Below are 12,954 nucleotides of genomic sequence, written 5' to 3' on the forward strand. Positions count from 1 at the left end.
GGCTCATTGACCGTCCGGCGCGGCTTGAATCATCTTCCACCCGTTGCCCGCCGGGTCGCGAAAGCCCGCGTCGACACTGCCGTAGCGCTCGACCGGCGCCTGCGTGAACTCGACGCCGCTGGCTTTCAGCCTGGCGTAGCTTTCCTGGCAGTCCGATACGTGAAGTACCAGTGGCGGCATGGCGCCCTTGGCGACCATCGCCCGCAACGTTTGCGCGGTTGCTTCGTCGTGGATGGGCGGGCCAGGGGTGAACAGGCCGAGCTGGAACGAGGGCTGGTCCGGATGCTGGACGGTCAGCCATCGGTATGGTCCGTTGCGCACGTCCGTATGCACGCGGAATCCGAGTTTCTCCACGTAAAAGGCGAGCGCTGCATCCTGATCGTCGACGTACACACCGACCACTTGAATACCTGGCTTCATAAGACCTCCTGGGTTGAGGGAGGAACTGTACCTTCGCTCACGCGGCGGCGCTTCTCCAAAACTGCGATCTTGAGATCGGGCCGTTGCGCCGCTTTCAGGACGCATGCGGGAACGCGATTCAGGCAGTTGGGCGTGGTGTTCCGTGCCGACTGTCGGACTGCGCTCGGGCTTTGCCCATTGATGTCGCGAAAGATGCGGCCGAACGTGCCAACGCTCTCCCAGCCAGTGGCGAAGGCAATGTCGGTGATGCTCAGATCGGTGTCGCGCAGCAGCGTGTTGGCCTGCTCGATGCGCCGTGTCAGCAGGTAGCGATGCGGGGGAATGCCGAAGGCGCGCTTGAACGAGCGGGCGAAGTGCGCTTCGGAAGTGCCGCTGACCGCGGCCAGGCGTTTGACGGGCCAGGCCTCGTGCGAGGCCGAGTCCATGCGGTCTTTGGCGCGCAGCAGACGCCGCAGCAAGGCCGGGTCTTCCAACGGCGAGGTGTCGGCCGATTCGGCGCACGGGGCCGAAGACGGGGCTGGCATCGAGTCACGACGGCATTCGCGAGGGGCCATGAGTTCCAACGGCGCAGACGAGATTCGCCTAGTTTAGGCGAAACACGGGGGGGCGGCGTAGCGACGGACTCGACGATCGACCTGCGGCCCACGACGGCCAGTCAGCGTGACAGGCGCATGCCTGCGACGTCAGGCACGCGATCCAGCGCGGCCAACACATCGTCCGGGCGAATCTCCCGCGTGCACTCGAACGCGCGCGGCGTGTCGCGATGCCGTGGGCACCAGTGAAAGTCGTCGTGGTTGAAGCGCAGCACCGGGTCGTGCCAGCAGCCGGTGCAGACGTCGCGCGCATTCACCCGGTAGGGCGTGGCGAACTCGTTGTGCGGCAGGGTGAAACCCGAGATCAGCACCGTGGGCGTGCCCATCGTCCACGCGAGCCACGACAGTCCGCTCGACAAGCCGATAAAGGCACTCGCGTGCATCAGCCAGCGCGCGCGTTCCGTCAACGGCAGGTCGCCCGTGGCATCGATCGCGCCCGCCGGGATCGACTGCCAGAAATCCCCCTTGCCGTGCCGCGCCTTCTGATCGATGCACACGACCTGCATACCGCGTTCTCGCAGTCCGGCCACAACCGCATCCCATCCCCCCGGCCGATTCCAGTATTTGCATTGCGCGGTGCTTTGCACGGCGATGCAGACGTAAGGTGCCGCCATCGGCCGCGACGCGTCCGGCAGCACCGTCTTCGCGCGTGCCTCGGCATCGTCTACGCCAAGAATGTGCGCCGCGGTGCGATGTAGCCCTGTCGCGCGGAAGTCGCGCGGTTGTTTTACGCGTGCCACGTCGTCGAAAAACAGGCCGATGTTGTAGGTCGCGTAATACTTGCGTCGCTCTACCTTGTCCTGCGCGACGAAATCGACGTCCGGATACGCGTCGCGGAACAGCGACGCCACGGCCGGGGTGACGACACAGGCCAGACGGCACCCATGCAGCCGCGCAAAACGCAGCGCATAAGGCAGCCAGCCGAGCACGTCGCCCAGGGCGGCCAACGGAAACTGGACGAGCACCTCCTGGTCGCGCGCGTCGTAGCGATGCGCGAACACTTCCACGTCGTTCAGCCAGATCGTGATGCCATATGGCACGAAATACTTGGCCGGGCTGCGCACGACCCCCGAGCAGAGGGAGACATCGGCCAGCGTGCTGTCGTCTCGCAGGTCGCTGATCCGCACGCGCCACGGCAGCGGCTGACCGAAATCGGGAATGACCACGCGTGCGCCGTCATTGAAATCGAAGCGCAGGCCGGCCGGGCCGACTTGCGTGGGCAGCAGGGCCGGCGACAGGAAAATCTGGTGCGGTGAGGGCGCAAACGGCGTGACTGCCGGCGAAGGGTCGGCGGATGCGTTATCGGCGGGAGGCGGGGCAGGCATGGCATGGGTCATGCCCGACACCATACGCCGGACATGGCGTGAGCGATTGCGCAGCGAACGAGCCGAAAAGGGTCTATTTCTGGACATTGGCTGGTTTTGGCGTCTAAAGGCCTTTCAGACCCTTTCGGCAATCCGTCCGGCAGCGGGCCCGCAGAACCGTTCGACGACGCCAAGCCTTGTCTATGGCGCCACGCGAACGCAACCGTAACCGGGGCCGCAGCGGCAAACGCTCAAGCCGCGCCAGCCACCACCTGGTACTGCGCGCGCAGCGCCTGCGTGAACAGGCGATGCGTCTCGCGAGGATTTTCCCGGCGCGTGAACATCGCCACCGGAGGCAGCGTCCATGTGAGCGACCAGGGCACGATCGCCACGCCGGCGATACGCACCAGCTCCTCGGCTATGTCTGCCGGCAACAGCGACACCGCGCGCTCGCTGCTGGCGAGCAACTCCCCCGTCAGGCGCGACGAAAAGCTCTCGACCACCGGCACCGGCGGTACCACGCCCGCGTGCAGGAATAGATCGGATAACTGGTCGCGCATCGGTGTGTGGGGCGCGCCCATCACCCAGTCGAGTTCGGCGAGCTGCGCCCACACCGGGGCGCTTCGTCCGAGCCGGGCGGCCAGACGGCGGTTGGCGACAACGCGCGGCATCTGGTGGTGCAGCACTTCAAATTGCACCTGCGTCAGGTCGAGGCCGGCGCCCGCGCGTCCGATCACCACGTCGAGCGAGTGGTCGCGCAGTTGCGCCATCAGCGATTCGCTGGTGCCTTCATGGAGGGTGACGGTCAGTCGCTGGGGGATCTCGGCGAGCGTTTGCTGAATCGCGGCAGCCAGCGTCTTGCCGGAGATATAGGGGATCACGCCCACCTGCAGCCGCGCGGCGTGTCCGGCCATCACGGCCTCGATGTCGCGAGTCAGGTGATCCAGGTCGTGCACCATCGCCTGCGCACGAGCGAGAACGACATCGCCCAGCGGCGTGGGCGTCATGCCGCGCGGCGTGCGGTCGAACAGCGGGCCGCCGAGCATGCCTTCGAGCTCCGCGAGGGCACTGGTGACCGCCGGCTGACTCGTCGCCATATGCTCGGCCACTCGCGTGAGCGAGCCGTGCTGCTGAATTTGCAGCAACAGCACGAGATGACGCATCTTGAGCCGAGTGGTCAACCGCCGGACCACTTCCCCCTTATCGAAAGGCACCGCCCCCATCTGTCCCCAATCCCCTGAAACCCCCGATGCTCCGGGCTTATAACGAAAACATGATGCCCCCATAGTAATTCAGAATCGTCCCTCGCTGGCGGCTCCCTAGAATGGCCTCACCTCTGATGCGCCACGGCGGTAACCGTCTCCAGAACGGTCCGCGGCGCAAGGCAGAGCCGAGACATCGACCGAGGACGACACCCCCATGAGCCAAAGCAACGATCACCAGGCCGCCCTGGAATATCACCAGTTCCCGACCCCGGGCAAGATTTCCGTGACGGCCAGCAAGCCGCTCGTCACGCAGCGCGATCTGGCGCTCGCCTACACCCCGGGCGTCGCCATCCCGTGTCAGGAAATTGCCGCCGATCCCGCACAGTCGTTCAAGTACACCGGTCGCGGCAATCTGGTCGGCGTGATCACGAACGGCACGGCCGTGCTGGGTCTTGGCAACATCGGCGCGCTCGCCTCCAAGCCGGTGATGGAAGGCAAGGCCGTCCTCTTCAAGAAATTCGCCGGAATCGATGTGTTCGACATCGAAATCACCGAGAGCGACCCGGACAAGCTGGTCGAGATCATCGCGAGTCTCGAAGCCACGTTCGGGGGTATCAACCTCGAAGACATCAAGGCCCCGGAGTGCTTCACCGTTGAGCGAAAGCTGCGTGAACGGATGAAGATCCCCGTCTTCCACGACGATCAGCACGGCACCGCCATCACCGTTTGCGCCGCGTTCATCAACGGCTTGAAGGTCGTGGGCAAAGACATCCGCGAAGTCAAGGTCGTGACCTCGGGCGCCGGCGCCGCCGCGCTTGCCTGCCTGGACCTGATGGTCGACCTGGGCCTGCCGGTCGAGAATGTCTGGGCAACCGACATCGATGGCGTGGTCTACGAAGGCCGCACGGTGGGCATGGACCCGGACAAAGCGCGCTTCGCGCAGCCGACCGACAAGCGCACGCTCGCGGAAGTGATCGAGGGTGCCGACGTGTTCATCGGCCTGTCCGCCGGGGGCGTGCTCAAGCCGGCCATGCTCAAGACGATGGCGGCGCGTCCGCTGATTCTGGCGCTGGCCAACCCGACGCCGGAAATCTTCCCGGAAGAAGCCCGCGCCGCACGCGACGACGTGGTGCTCGCCACCGGCCGTTCGGACTTCCCGAACCAGGTCAACAACGTGCTGTGCTTCCCGTACATCTTCCGCGGCGCGCTCGACGTGGGCGCGACCACGATCACGCGCAACATGGAAATCGCCGCCGTGCACGCGATCGCCGCGCTGGCCCAGGAAGAGCCGAACGACTCCGTGGCAACCGCCTACGGCGCGTATGACCTGTCGTTCGGGCCCGAATACCTGATTCCGAAGCCGTTCGATTCGCGTCTGATCGTGCGCATTGCCCCGGCCGTGGCGCGCGCCGCCATGGAAGACGGCGTGGCCACGCGTCCGATGGCCGACTTCGACGCGTATGCCGACCAGTTGCAACAGTTCGTGTATCACTCGGGCGCGTTCATGAAGCCGATCTTCTCGGCGGCCAAGCAACTCGTGCGCGACGGCGGCAAGTCGCGCATCGTGTTCGCGGAAGGCGAGGAAGAGCGCGTGCTGCGTGCCGTGCAGGTGATCGTCGACGAAAAGCTGGCGCGTCCGATCCTGGTGGGCCGCCCGGAAGTGCTGCTCGCGCGCATCGAGAAGTTCGGCCTGCGCCTGCGCCTGGGCGAGGATGTCGAAGTGACCAATCCTTACTACGACGAGCGCTTCCACCAGTACTGGACCAACTACTGGGAGCTGCGTTGCCGTGACGGCATCACGAAGGAAATGGCGCGTGTCGAGATGCGCCGCCGTCTCACGCTGATCGGCGCGATGATGGTGCGCCTGGGCGACGCCGACGGCATGATCTGCGGCACCGTGGGCGCGTATCACGACCACCTGCGCTTCGTCGACGAAGTCATCGGCAAGCAGCCGGGCGCGAATACTTACGCGGCGATGAACATCCTGCTGCTCGACAAGCGCACCGTGGCGCTCGTGGACACGCACGTCAACGATGATCCGACGGCCGAGCAGATCGCCGAGTTCACGATGGCCGCCGCCAAGCAGATGTCGTGGCTGAACCTGAACCCGAAGGTCGCGCTGCTCTCGCGTTCGAATTTCGGCTCGGGCAGCGCTGCGTCGGGCACGAAGATGCGTCGAGTACTGGAGATGGTCAGGGCGCAGGCGCCGGAGTTGGAGATCGACGGCGAAATGCACGGCGACTGCGCGCTCGATGAAGGTCTGCGCAGCCGCATTCTGCCGCAGTCGCGTTTGAAGGGCGCGGCGAACCTGCTGGTGTGCCCGAACGTCGACTCGGGCAACATCGCCTACAACCTGCTCAAGACGGGCGCGGGCAGCAACGTGGCGGTAGGACCGTTCCTGTTGGGTGTCGGAGCACCGGTCAACGTGCTGACGTCGAGCTCCACCGTGCGACGCATCATCAACATGACGGCGCTGACCGTTATTCAAGCCAACCGCGACTGATGACTACACGCGGGGCACGCTTGGGGAGAGTTTCCTGGGTGTGACACCCGTCACGGCCCCGGCCGGTCCGGCAGACGTATCGATCCGATGCGCTGCCGGCCGAGCCGGGGCTCTTTTCGTTTTCACGCCGCGCGGCGTGAATCAGTTGCGATGATCGCGGCCGTGATCTCGGCCGTCGTGGCCATGGCCGCGGCCACGATCGTGATCGTCACGACGATCCGGTCCTCGGCCGCGATCACCGCGATCCCAGCCGCCGCGACTCAGTGCCCAGCCGTTCGGACCCTGATGCCAGGCCGGCGCGCGATACGCGTAGCCCGGACGGTCACGTTCCCAGTGGCCGCGGCGCCACTCATGGCGATGGCCGTCCCAGTCCCAGAAACCCGGCGCCCAAATGTATCCGACGCGCGGCGGCGGCATCGGCTCATAGCGCGGCGCCGGCGGCGCGCCGATGTTGATGGACACGCCCACCTGTGCATGGGCCGGGGCGGTGGCAATGCCCCCGAGCGTCGCGGCAACAAGGGCAACGGTCAGCGTCAGTTTTTTCATGATGGCTCCCTTCGAGTTCGATTTTTGAGTACGTCTTCATCGTACGAGGAGCCGCGTCTACCGCGAAGCGAATAGTCGTAAAAAAGTGTTGGAATTGTTTCGTTTTGTTCGTCGAAACATGACGTATGCCGCAACGTTGCATTGACTGGCAGGCGCTCGGAAGCGCCCCGCCAGTCAAAGTGAGCGCCGAGGCGTCACGACGTCGACGCGTGCTGATGGCGATATTCCTGCGTGCGTCCGCCGTAACCATAGGCCGCGCCGCGCGCGTCGATCACGTGGATGTACGAGCACTCGTGCACGTTGCCGAGCAGGCCCGACAACGTTTCGAACACCTGAGCAATGAACTGCGCCTTCTCCGCCTTCGTGTTCGTCTCGTCGGTCACGCTGATGTCCAGATGGAAGGCGTTTTTTCCTTGCTCCGAGAGCGGCGCTCCGCCGATGAACCAGCGCGTGTGCGGAATATAGTCGACTGTCACGGCGATGACCTCCGGCGCCTTGTGCAGCGTGTCGACGGTCAGCTGCGAGACCGCGCGAACGGCGTTGCGCGAGAGGGTGTCGTCGGGTGTGCCCGAGAGTTGCAGGACGATGTGCGGCATGGTGCGGCTCCCAAAGGTTAAGCGATGCTGAATGATGTGAAGACAACGCCCTCAGTCTAGGGGGAGGATTGACATCGGAAAAGCAGGAATTTACGATTTGATCCATCGTTTTTGTCAATGGATGGATGTATGACGCCCGGTTTCGATTTCGATCAGTTGCGCACCTTCGTTGCGGTGGCCGAGGCGGGCAGTCTGTCGGCCGCCGCGCCGCGCGTGTTCCTGTCGCAGTCGTCAGTGAGCGAGCAGATTCGCAAGCTCGAAGCGCGCATCGGCGTGACGTTGTTCACACGCGGCAAATTTGGCGTAAGCCCGACGCCGGCGGGCGAGCGTCTGCTTGGACACGCTCGGCAGTTGCTCGCGCAGTCCGAACGGGCGTGGCATGACGTGCGCGGATTCTCCCTCGCCGGCGAGTTGCGGCTGGCGATCACGGACTACTTTCGTCCGGCCGAAGTCGCGCGCATGCTGCGGCATCTCGGCATGGCGTATCCGTCGCTGCGCATTCACGTCACGATTCTGAAAAGCGGGGAGATCGAGGCGGGTTATGACACGGGCGACTTCGACATCGGTCTGTCGATGCGCGTGCTCGGCAAGGCGCTCGGTCGCGAGGCAGTGGCCGGCACGCGCACGCTGGGGCGCGAGTCGCTCGAGTGGGTGGCGTCGCCGGACCTCGTTCTGGCGGCCGGCGCGCCGCTACCGCTGCTGGTGCTGCCCGATAGCTGTGCGCTGCATCGCTTCACCACACAATGGCTTGACGCCCACCGGGTGCCCTACACGATTGCGCACGTGGCCTCGGGCGTGGCGGGGCTTCAGTTGGCGTTGAGCGCGGGGCTCGGGGTGGCGTGCCTGAATGCGTCGGCGTCGGGGCCATCGCTTGCGCGTATCGAAACGTTGATGCCCGGGCGGCGCCTGCCCGCGCTGCCGGACGCCGAATTTCATTTGCTTCCCGCGCGCCGTGGCGAGCCTGAGTGGGTCACGCACGCGCGCGATGCGTTGGCCGAGCAGCTTACAGCGCGTTGAGAGGGATCTTCAGATAGCGCGTGCCGTTGGCTTCCGGCGCCGGCATGTCGCCTGCGCGGATGTTGACCTGCACGGCGGGCAGAATCAACGTTGGCATCTCGAGCGTCTTGTCGCGGGCCTCACGCATGGCGACAAAGGTGTGCTCATCGATGCCGTCGTGCACGTGGATGTTGGCGCGCCGTTGCTCGTCCACGGTCGTTTGCCAGTTCGCCGCGCGACCGGCGGGCGGATAGTCGTGGCACATGAACAGACGCGTCGACGCCGGCAGCGCCAGCAGGCGGCGGATCGAGCGGAAGAGCGTGTGGGCATTGCCGCCGGGGAAGTCGCAGCGTGCCGTGCCGACATCGGGCATGAAGAGGGTGTCGCCGACAAACACGGCGTCGCCCACACGATAGGCCATGTCCGCCGGCGTATGGCCGGGGACGAACATCGCTTCGGCCTGCAGCGCGCCAATGGCGAACGTCTCCCCGTCTTCGAACAAATGGTCGAATTGCGAGCCGTCTGGCGGCACGTCGGCGCCCAGATGGAACAGCGTCTTGAAGACGTGCTGCACCTCCCGGATGTGCTCGCCGATGGCAATGCGTCCGCCGACGCGCTCCTTGAGCCAATGCGCTGCCGACAGGTGATCGGCGTGCGCATGCGTCTCAAGAATCCAGTCGACCGTGAGCTTGTGTGCGGCCACGAAGTCGAGCACGCGCTCAGCCGATTCCGTATGCGTTCGGCCCGCCTTGGGGTCGTAGTCGAGCACCGGATCGATGATGGCCGCGCGTGAGCCCGGCGCATCGAACACCACATAGGTCACCGTGGAGGTGGTGGTGTCGAAGAAGGCTTCGATGTTGGCGGGCGTGGCTGGCATGATCGGCTCCTGCATTAATTTATTAATTGATATATTATAGTCTAGTATAATGTTTATGGCGACGTGACCTCTCGCTGCGCCGCAATGCTCTGAATTGTTCGATCCTGCCATGCCAAAAGTGACTGCGCTATCCCTTGTCGACCGGGCCACGGCCTCCGCGGACACTGCACCGCTGGATGTCGCACGGTTGCGCGCCGCCGCGTGCGATGCGACCGCGCTGCTGCGCGCGCTGGCCAATGAAGACCGTCTGCTGATCCTGTGCCAGCTCACACAGGGCGAACTGTCTGTGGGGGAACTGGAGGCGCAGCTCGACATTCGGCAACCGACACTCTCACAGCAGCTCGCCGTGCTGCGTACCGAGTCGCTGGTGACGACCCGGCGAGACGGCAAACGTATCTACTATTCAGTCGCCGATGGCGCAGTGCTTGCCGTACTGGCATGCCTCTACGACCAGTTTTGTCCGAAATCCTGATTAATTGACGGGACGCTCCGCAGATGACCCTCGATACCCTTCACTTCACCCCATGGACCGCGTTGGCCGGCGGCTTGCTCATTGGCGTTGCCGCTGTCTGGCTGATGCTGGCGACCGGGCGCATCGCGGGCATTTCCGGCATTGCCGGTGGCCTGTTGCGTCCTCGCGCCGGCGATGTGGGGTGGCGCATCGCCTTCGTCGTCGGGTTGATGGCAGCCCCTTGGGCGTACCGCGCCGTGGCCGACGTGCCCACGGCGCAGATCGACGCCAGTGCCGCGATGCTCGTGGCGGCGGGTGTGCTGGTCGGCTTCGGCACGCGACTCGGGTCGGGCTGTACGAGCGGCCACGGCGTGTGCGGTTTGTCGCGGTTGTCGTGGCGCTCGCTCGTCGCCACGCTGTGTTTCATGGCGATGGGTTTCCTGACCGTGTTCGTCGTGCGCCACGTACTCAATCTGGGAGGTGCGGCATGAAGAAGCTGCTTTTTGCGTTCATTGGCGGCCTCGTCTTCGGGCTGGGGCTGATACTCGCCGGGATGGCGAATCCGGCGAAGGTGCTGGGCTTTCTCGATTTGGCCGGCCAGTGGGATCCGTCGCTGGCGTTCGTGATGGGCGGGGCCATCGCGGTGGGGCTGGTCGGGTTCCGACTGGCACGCTCGCAGGCACTGGCCTGGACGGGCGAGCCACGTGCCTGGCCGGGGGCGAAAGGTTTGGACAAACGGTTGGTGCTCGGGGCGCTGACGTTCGGCGTCGGCTGGGGAATCGCGGGGATTTGCCCGGGACCTGCGCTGGTGCTGCTCGGCGCCGGTTCGGGCAAGGGGCTGTTGTTCGTCGTCGCCATGATCGCCGGCATGGCGCTGCACGCGGTCATGACACGGGCCGACGCGAAGTAACGCGCGCGGCTCAGTGCTTTCTCGCCAACTCCGTGCCCGCGTCGGCGGCCAGTTGTCGGGTGACCGGAATCGATAGCCAGGAGAACAGGCCGATCACGAGGAACGCCGGCAGGAAATCGCGGGTGGTCAGGTGTTCGTGGCCGGCCAGCCGGCTGCTCGCCTGCAGCACCATTCCCGAAATCGTTACGCCCAGCCCCAGCGACAACTGCTGAACCACGCTGGCAAGACTTGTGGCTCGGCTGGCGTCGACGCTGGCAATGTCGGCGTACACGATCGAATTGAGGCAAGTGAACTGCAGCGACGGGAAGAAGCCGCCGAACGCAACGACGGCTAGCATCACGATCACCGGCGTGTCATGCGTGAAGAATCCGTAAGACGACAGCGCCAGACCGGCCAACGCCGCATTGACGATCAGCACGCGGCGAAAACCGAATCGCGCGAGCACGCGCTGCGCGATCGCCTTCATGAAAATCGCCCCGAACGCCGACGCGCAGGTAATCATGCCGGATTCGAACGGATCCATATGCAGCCCCTCCTGCAGCGCCAACGGCAGCAAAAACGGCACAGCCCCCAACCCGATGCGAAAGAGCGATCCACCGACGACACTGGCGTGGAACGTTGGGATGCGCAGCAACCTGAGGTCGAGCAGAGGCGCTTGCACACGATTGGCATGGCGCCAGTAGGCGTAGACAAAGAGGGCGCCCACGGCGCACAGGGTGACGACAACGCTGCCGTCGATGTGGGGTTCGCCGATTATGGCCAGCCCGAGCATGAGCAGGCCGCTGCCGAGCGCGGAGAGGACGAAGCCTAGCGTGTCGAGGCGTCCGGCGTCGCCGCCGCGCTCGTTGTCGATGTATTTGCCCGCGAGGTAGATGCCGAGCAGGCTCACCGGAATGTTGACGAAGAAGATCCAGCGCCAATGCAGATAGGCCGTGATCGCGCCGCCCAATGGCGGGCCGATGACCGGGCCGAGCAGTGCGGGCATCGTCAGGTAGCCGATGGCCTTGACCAGATCGTGCTTGGGCACCGCGCGAAAGATCACGAGACGGCCGACCGGCACCATCATCGCGCCGCCCACGCCCTGCAGAAAGCGGGCGAACACGAACGTCGGCAGCGAAAACGACAGCGCGCAGAGAATCGAGCCGGCCATGAAGATGCCGATCGCCGTGCGGAAGACGTTGCGCGCGCCAAACCGATCGGAGACCCAGCCGCAGATCGGAATGAAGATGCCGAGCCCGACCACGTAGGCGGTGAGCGCCATCTTCAGCGAAATCGGGTCTTGATGAAGATCTCGCGCCATGGCGGGCAGCGAGGTGGTGATCACCGTGGCGTCGATGTTCTCCATGAACAGGGCGCAAGCGATGATGAGCGGAATGATGACGGCGCGCGACACAATGGGGGGAATGGCTGGCGCAAAGACTCGGATTGTCCCACGATTTAAGCGACTGCTTCAATCGCCGAGGCGACGCCTAGCGCTGGTTGGCCGCCAATTCGTCGGCGTTGAGCCGGTACAGCACGTGACGGCGCATCCGGTGGCCGGCCGGAATCAGCGGATGCAGAAAGTCTTCGTCGGGGCAATGGCGCATGCCGATGCGCTCCATGACCGCGCGTGAGCGAACGTTCGCGGGAACGGTGAACGACACCAGTGCTTCCAGGCCGAGCGTTTCGAACGCGAAATGTGCGGCGGCGAAGGCGGCCTCGGTCGCATAGCCTTTCGACCACCAGGCACGCGCCAGCCGCCAGCCGATCTCCACGGCCGGCGCGAAAGGGGCGTCGAAGCCCACGCGCATCAGGCCGACGAATCCCGCGAACGGCGTCACACCAGGGATTTCCAGCACCCAGGGACCATAGCCATGCGTCTCGATATGTTGGGCCAGTCGGTGCGCGATGGCGTCGCTCTGGGTCCGGTCGAGTGTCGTCGGAAAGTGGCGCATGACATCTCGATCGGCATTGAGCGCGGCGAAAAGTGGCAAATCCTCCGGTCGCCACTGACGCAAGACCGTGCGCTCGGTAGTGAGCACGCGCGCGGGGGTACCGAACGGCGAATGCGAATCCTCAGCCAGCGTCGACGTGCTCATGCGCTCAAAATTCCGTTGAATTCGCCCGAATCCGAATCGCAAATCGCCGATTGTGACAATTCTGGATTGACTTAATTCGATCTGCGCGAACATTGTGTTCGTGCCCATCAATATTGCCATACGAACCTTGACGCGCAGTAGCGTCAGGCCCGACGGTTCTATTGTACGAAAATGCGATCGACTCGGGAGATGGCATCGACGCATGCGTTTGATGGCTACGATTCGAAAATCGCGGGTGACACCGATGGCACGCCCGAGACGACGTCCCGCGAATCGCACGGGTCCGATTGTCGCTCGGGTTATCCGTGAATTACGGCGCTGGGATGCGGATAATCCGAAAGAGTGAAGTCTTTCGGATCACGGAACGATCGGATAGCGATTGAATGTTTGGGAAACACCTATTGCCTGAGGCATCGCGCGATGATGCCGTCTGCGTCGTCGGCGCCAAACATGGCCCGGTGAAAAAACCTTACGA

14 protein-coding genes are annotated in these 12,954 nt (G+C 64.6%); 5 read left to right on the plus strand and 9 right to left on the minus strand.

Annotated features, from left to right (window positions below; translation table 11 throughout):
- Positions 1 to 3: 3 nt before the first annotated feature.
- The 4 genes from PCE31107_RS07360 to PCE31107_RS07375 all read right to left on the minus strand — a co-directional run bounded on the left by PCE31107_RS07360 (position 4) and on the right by PCE31107_RS07375 (position 3,531).
- On the minus strand, positions 4 to 420 hold the full coding sequence (locus PCE31107_RS07360; RefSeq protein ID WP_150607424.1) for a VOC family protein: 417 nt from the start codon (positions 418 to 420) through the stop codon (positions 4 to 6).
- Positions 417 to 944 carry a helix-turn-helix domain-containing protein gene (locus PCE31107_RS07365; protein ID WP_150607660.1) on the minus strand — a complete coding sequence of 176 codons (528 nt, stop codon included), beginning with the start codon at positions 942 to 944 and terminating at the stop codon, positions 417 to 419. The genes PCE31107_RS07360 and PCE31107_RS07365 overlap by 4 nt, the downstream gene beginning before the upstream one ends.
- A 131-nt stretch (positions 945 to 1,075) precedes the next feature.
- On the minus strand, positions 1,076 to 2,338 hold the full coding sequence (locus PCE31107_RS07370; protein ID WP_246181747.1) for an autotransporter strand-loop-strand O-heptosyltransferase: 1,263 nt from the start codon (positions 2,336 to 2,338) through the stop codon (positions 1,076 to 1,078).
- Positions 2,339 to 2,568: 230 nt separating this feature from the next.
- Positions 2,569 to 3,531, minus strand: a complete 963-nt coding sequence (locus PCE31107_RS07375; RefSeq protein ID WP_150607426.1) for a LysR family transcriptional regulator — start codon at positions 3,529 to 3,531, stop codon at positions 2,569 to 2,571.
- A 205-nt stretch (positions 3,532 to 3,736) separates the two neighbouring features.
- On the opposite strand from PCE31107_RS07375, the gene PCE31107_RS07380 reads away from it, so the two are divergent.
- Complete coding sequence (locus tag PCE31107_RS07380) at positions 3,737 to 6,025, plus strand: NADP-dependent malic enzyme (protein ID WP_150607428.1); 2,289 nt, start codon at positions 3,737 to 3,739, stop codon at positions 6,023 to 6,025.
- 141 nt (positions 6,026 to 6,166) lie between these two features.
- Here the strand turns inward: PCE31107_RS07380 and PCE31107_RS07385 are convergent, their stop codons facing one another.
- The gene (locus tag PCE31107_RS07385; RefSeq protein WP_150607430.1) at positions 6,167 to 6,571 is read right to left on the minus strand and encodes a YXWGXW repeat-containing protein; all 405 of its coding nucleotides are present in this window, start codon (positions 6,569 to 6,571) and stop codon (positions 6,167 to 6,169) included.
- A gap of 194 nt (positions 6,572 to 6,765) precedes the next feature.
- Positions 6,766 to 7,167, minus strand: coding sequence for a tautomerase family protein (locus tag PCE31107_RS07390; RefSeq protein ID WP_150607432.1), 402 nt, complete (start codon positions 7,165 to 7,167; stop codon positions 6,766 to 6,768).
- A 129-nt stretch (positions 7,168 to 7,296) separates the two neighbouring features.
- Here PCE31107_RS07390 and PCE31107_RS07395 point away from each other — a divergent pair, with 129 nt between their 5' ends.
- Positions 7,297 to 8,184 (plus strand): LysR family transcriptional regulator, encoded by an 888-nt coding sequence (locus PCE31107_RS07395; protein WP_240756041.1) that lies wholly within the window; start codon positions 7,297 to 7,299, stop codon positions 8,182 to 8,184.
- Here the strand turns inward: PCE31107_RS07395 and PCE31107_RS07400 are convergent.
- Positions 8,171 to 9,040 (minus strand): MBL fold metallo-hydrolase, encoded by an 870-nt coding sequence (locus tag PCE31107_RS07400; RefSeq protein WP_150607434.1) that lies wholly within the window; start codon positions 9,038 to 9,040, stop codon positions 8,171 to 8,173. The two genes, PCE31107_RS07395 and PCE31107_RS07400, sit on opposite strands and share 14 nt — an antisense overlap.
- Positions 9,041 to 9,149: 109 nt before the next feature.
- Here PCE31107_RS07400 and PCE31107_RS07405 point away from each other — a divergent pair, with 109 nt between their 5' ends.
- The 3 genes from PCE31107_RS07405 to PCE31107_RS07415 are packed head-to-tail and all read left to right on the plus strand — an operon-like array spanning position 9,150 to position 10,401.
- Positions 9,150 to 9,512, plus strand: a complete 363-nt coding sequence (locus PCE31107_RS07405; RefSeq protein ID WP_150607436.1) for an ArsR/SmtB family transcription factor — start codon at positions 9,150 to 9,152, stop codon at positions 9,510 to 9,512.
- Between the two features lie 23 nt (positions 9,513 to 9,535).
- Positions 9,536 to 9,982 (plus strand): YeeE/YedE family protein, encoded by a 447-nt coding sequence (locus PCE31107_RS07410; protein WP_150607438.1) that lies wholly within the window; start codon positions 9,536 to 9,538, stop codon positions 9,980 to 9,982.
- On the plus strand, positions 9,979 to 10,401 hold the full coding sequence (locus PCE31107_RS07415; protein ID WP_130026811.1) for a DUF6691 family protein: 423 nt from the start codon (positions 9,979 to 9,981) through the stop codon (positions 10,399 to 10,401). Before PCE31107_RS07410 ends, PCE31107_RS07415 begins: the two co-directional genes overlap by 4 nt.
- Positions 10,402 to 10,411: 10 nt before the next feature.
- Here PCE31107_RS07415 and PCE31107_RS07420 read toward each other — a convergent pair whose 3' ends face one another.
- Positions 10,412 to 11,794 carry an MFS transporter gene (locus PCE31107_RS07420; RefSeq protein WP_150607440.1) on the minus strand — a complete coding sequence of 461 codons (1,383 nt, stop codon included), beginning with the start codon at positions 11,792 to 11,794 and terminating at the stop codon, positions 10,412 to 10,414.
- A 76-nt stretch (positions 11,795 to 11,870) separates the two neighbouring features.
- Positions 11,871 to 12,479, minus strand: coding sequence for a GNAT family N-acetyltransferase (locus PCE31107_RS07425; RefSeq protein ID WP_174966574.1), 609 nt, complete (start codon positions 12,477 to 12,479; stop codon positions 11,871 to 11,873).
- Positions 12,480 to 12,954 lie beyond the last annotated feature (475 nt).

The organism is Pandoraea cepalis, from assembly GCF_902459625.1.
Classification (GTDB): Bacteria; Pseudomonadota; Gammaproteobacteria; order Burkholderiales; family Burkholderiaceae; genus Pandoraea; species Pandoraea cepalis.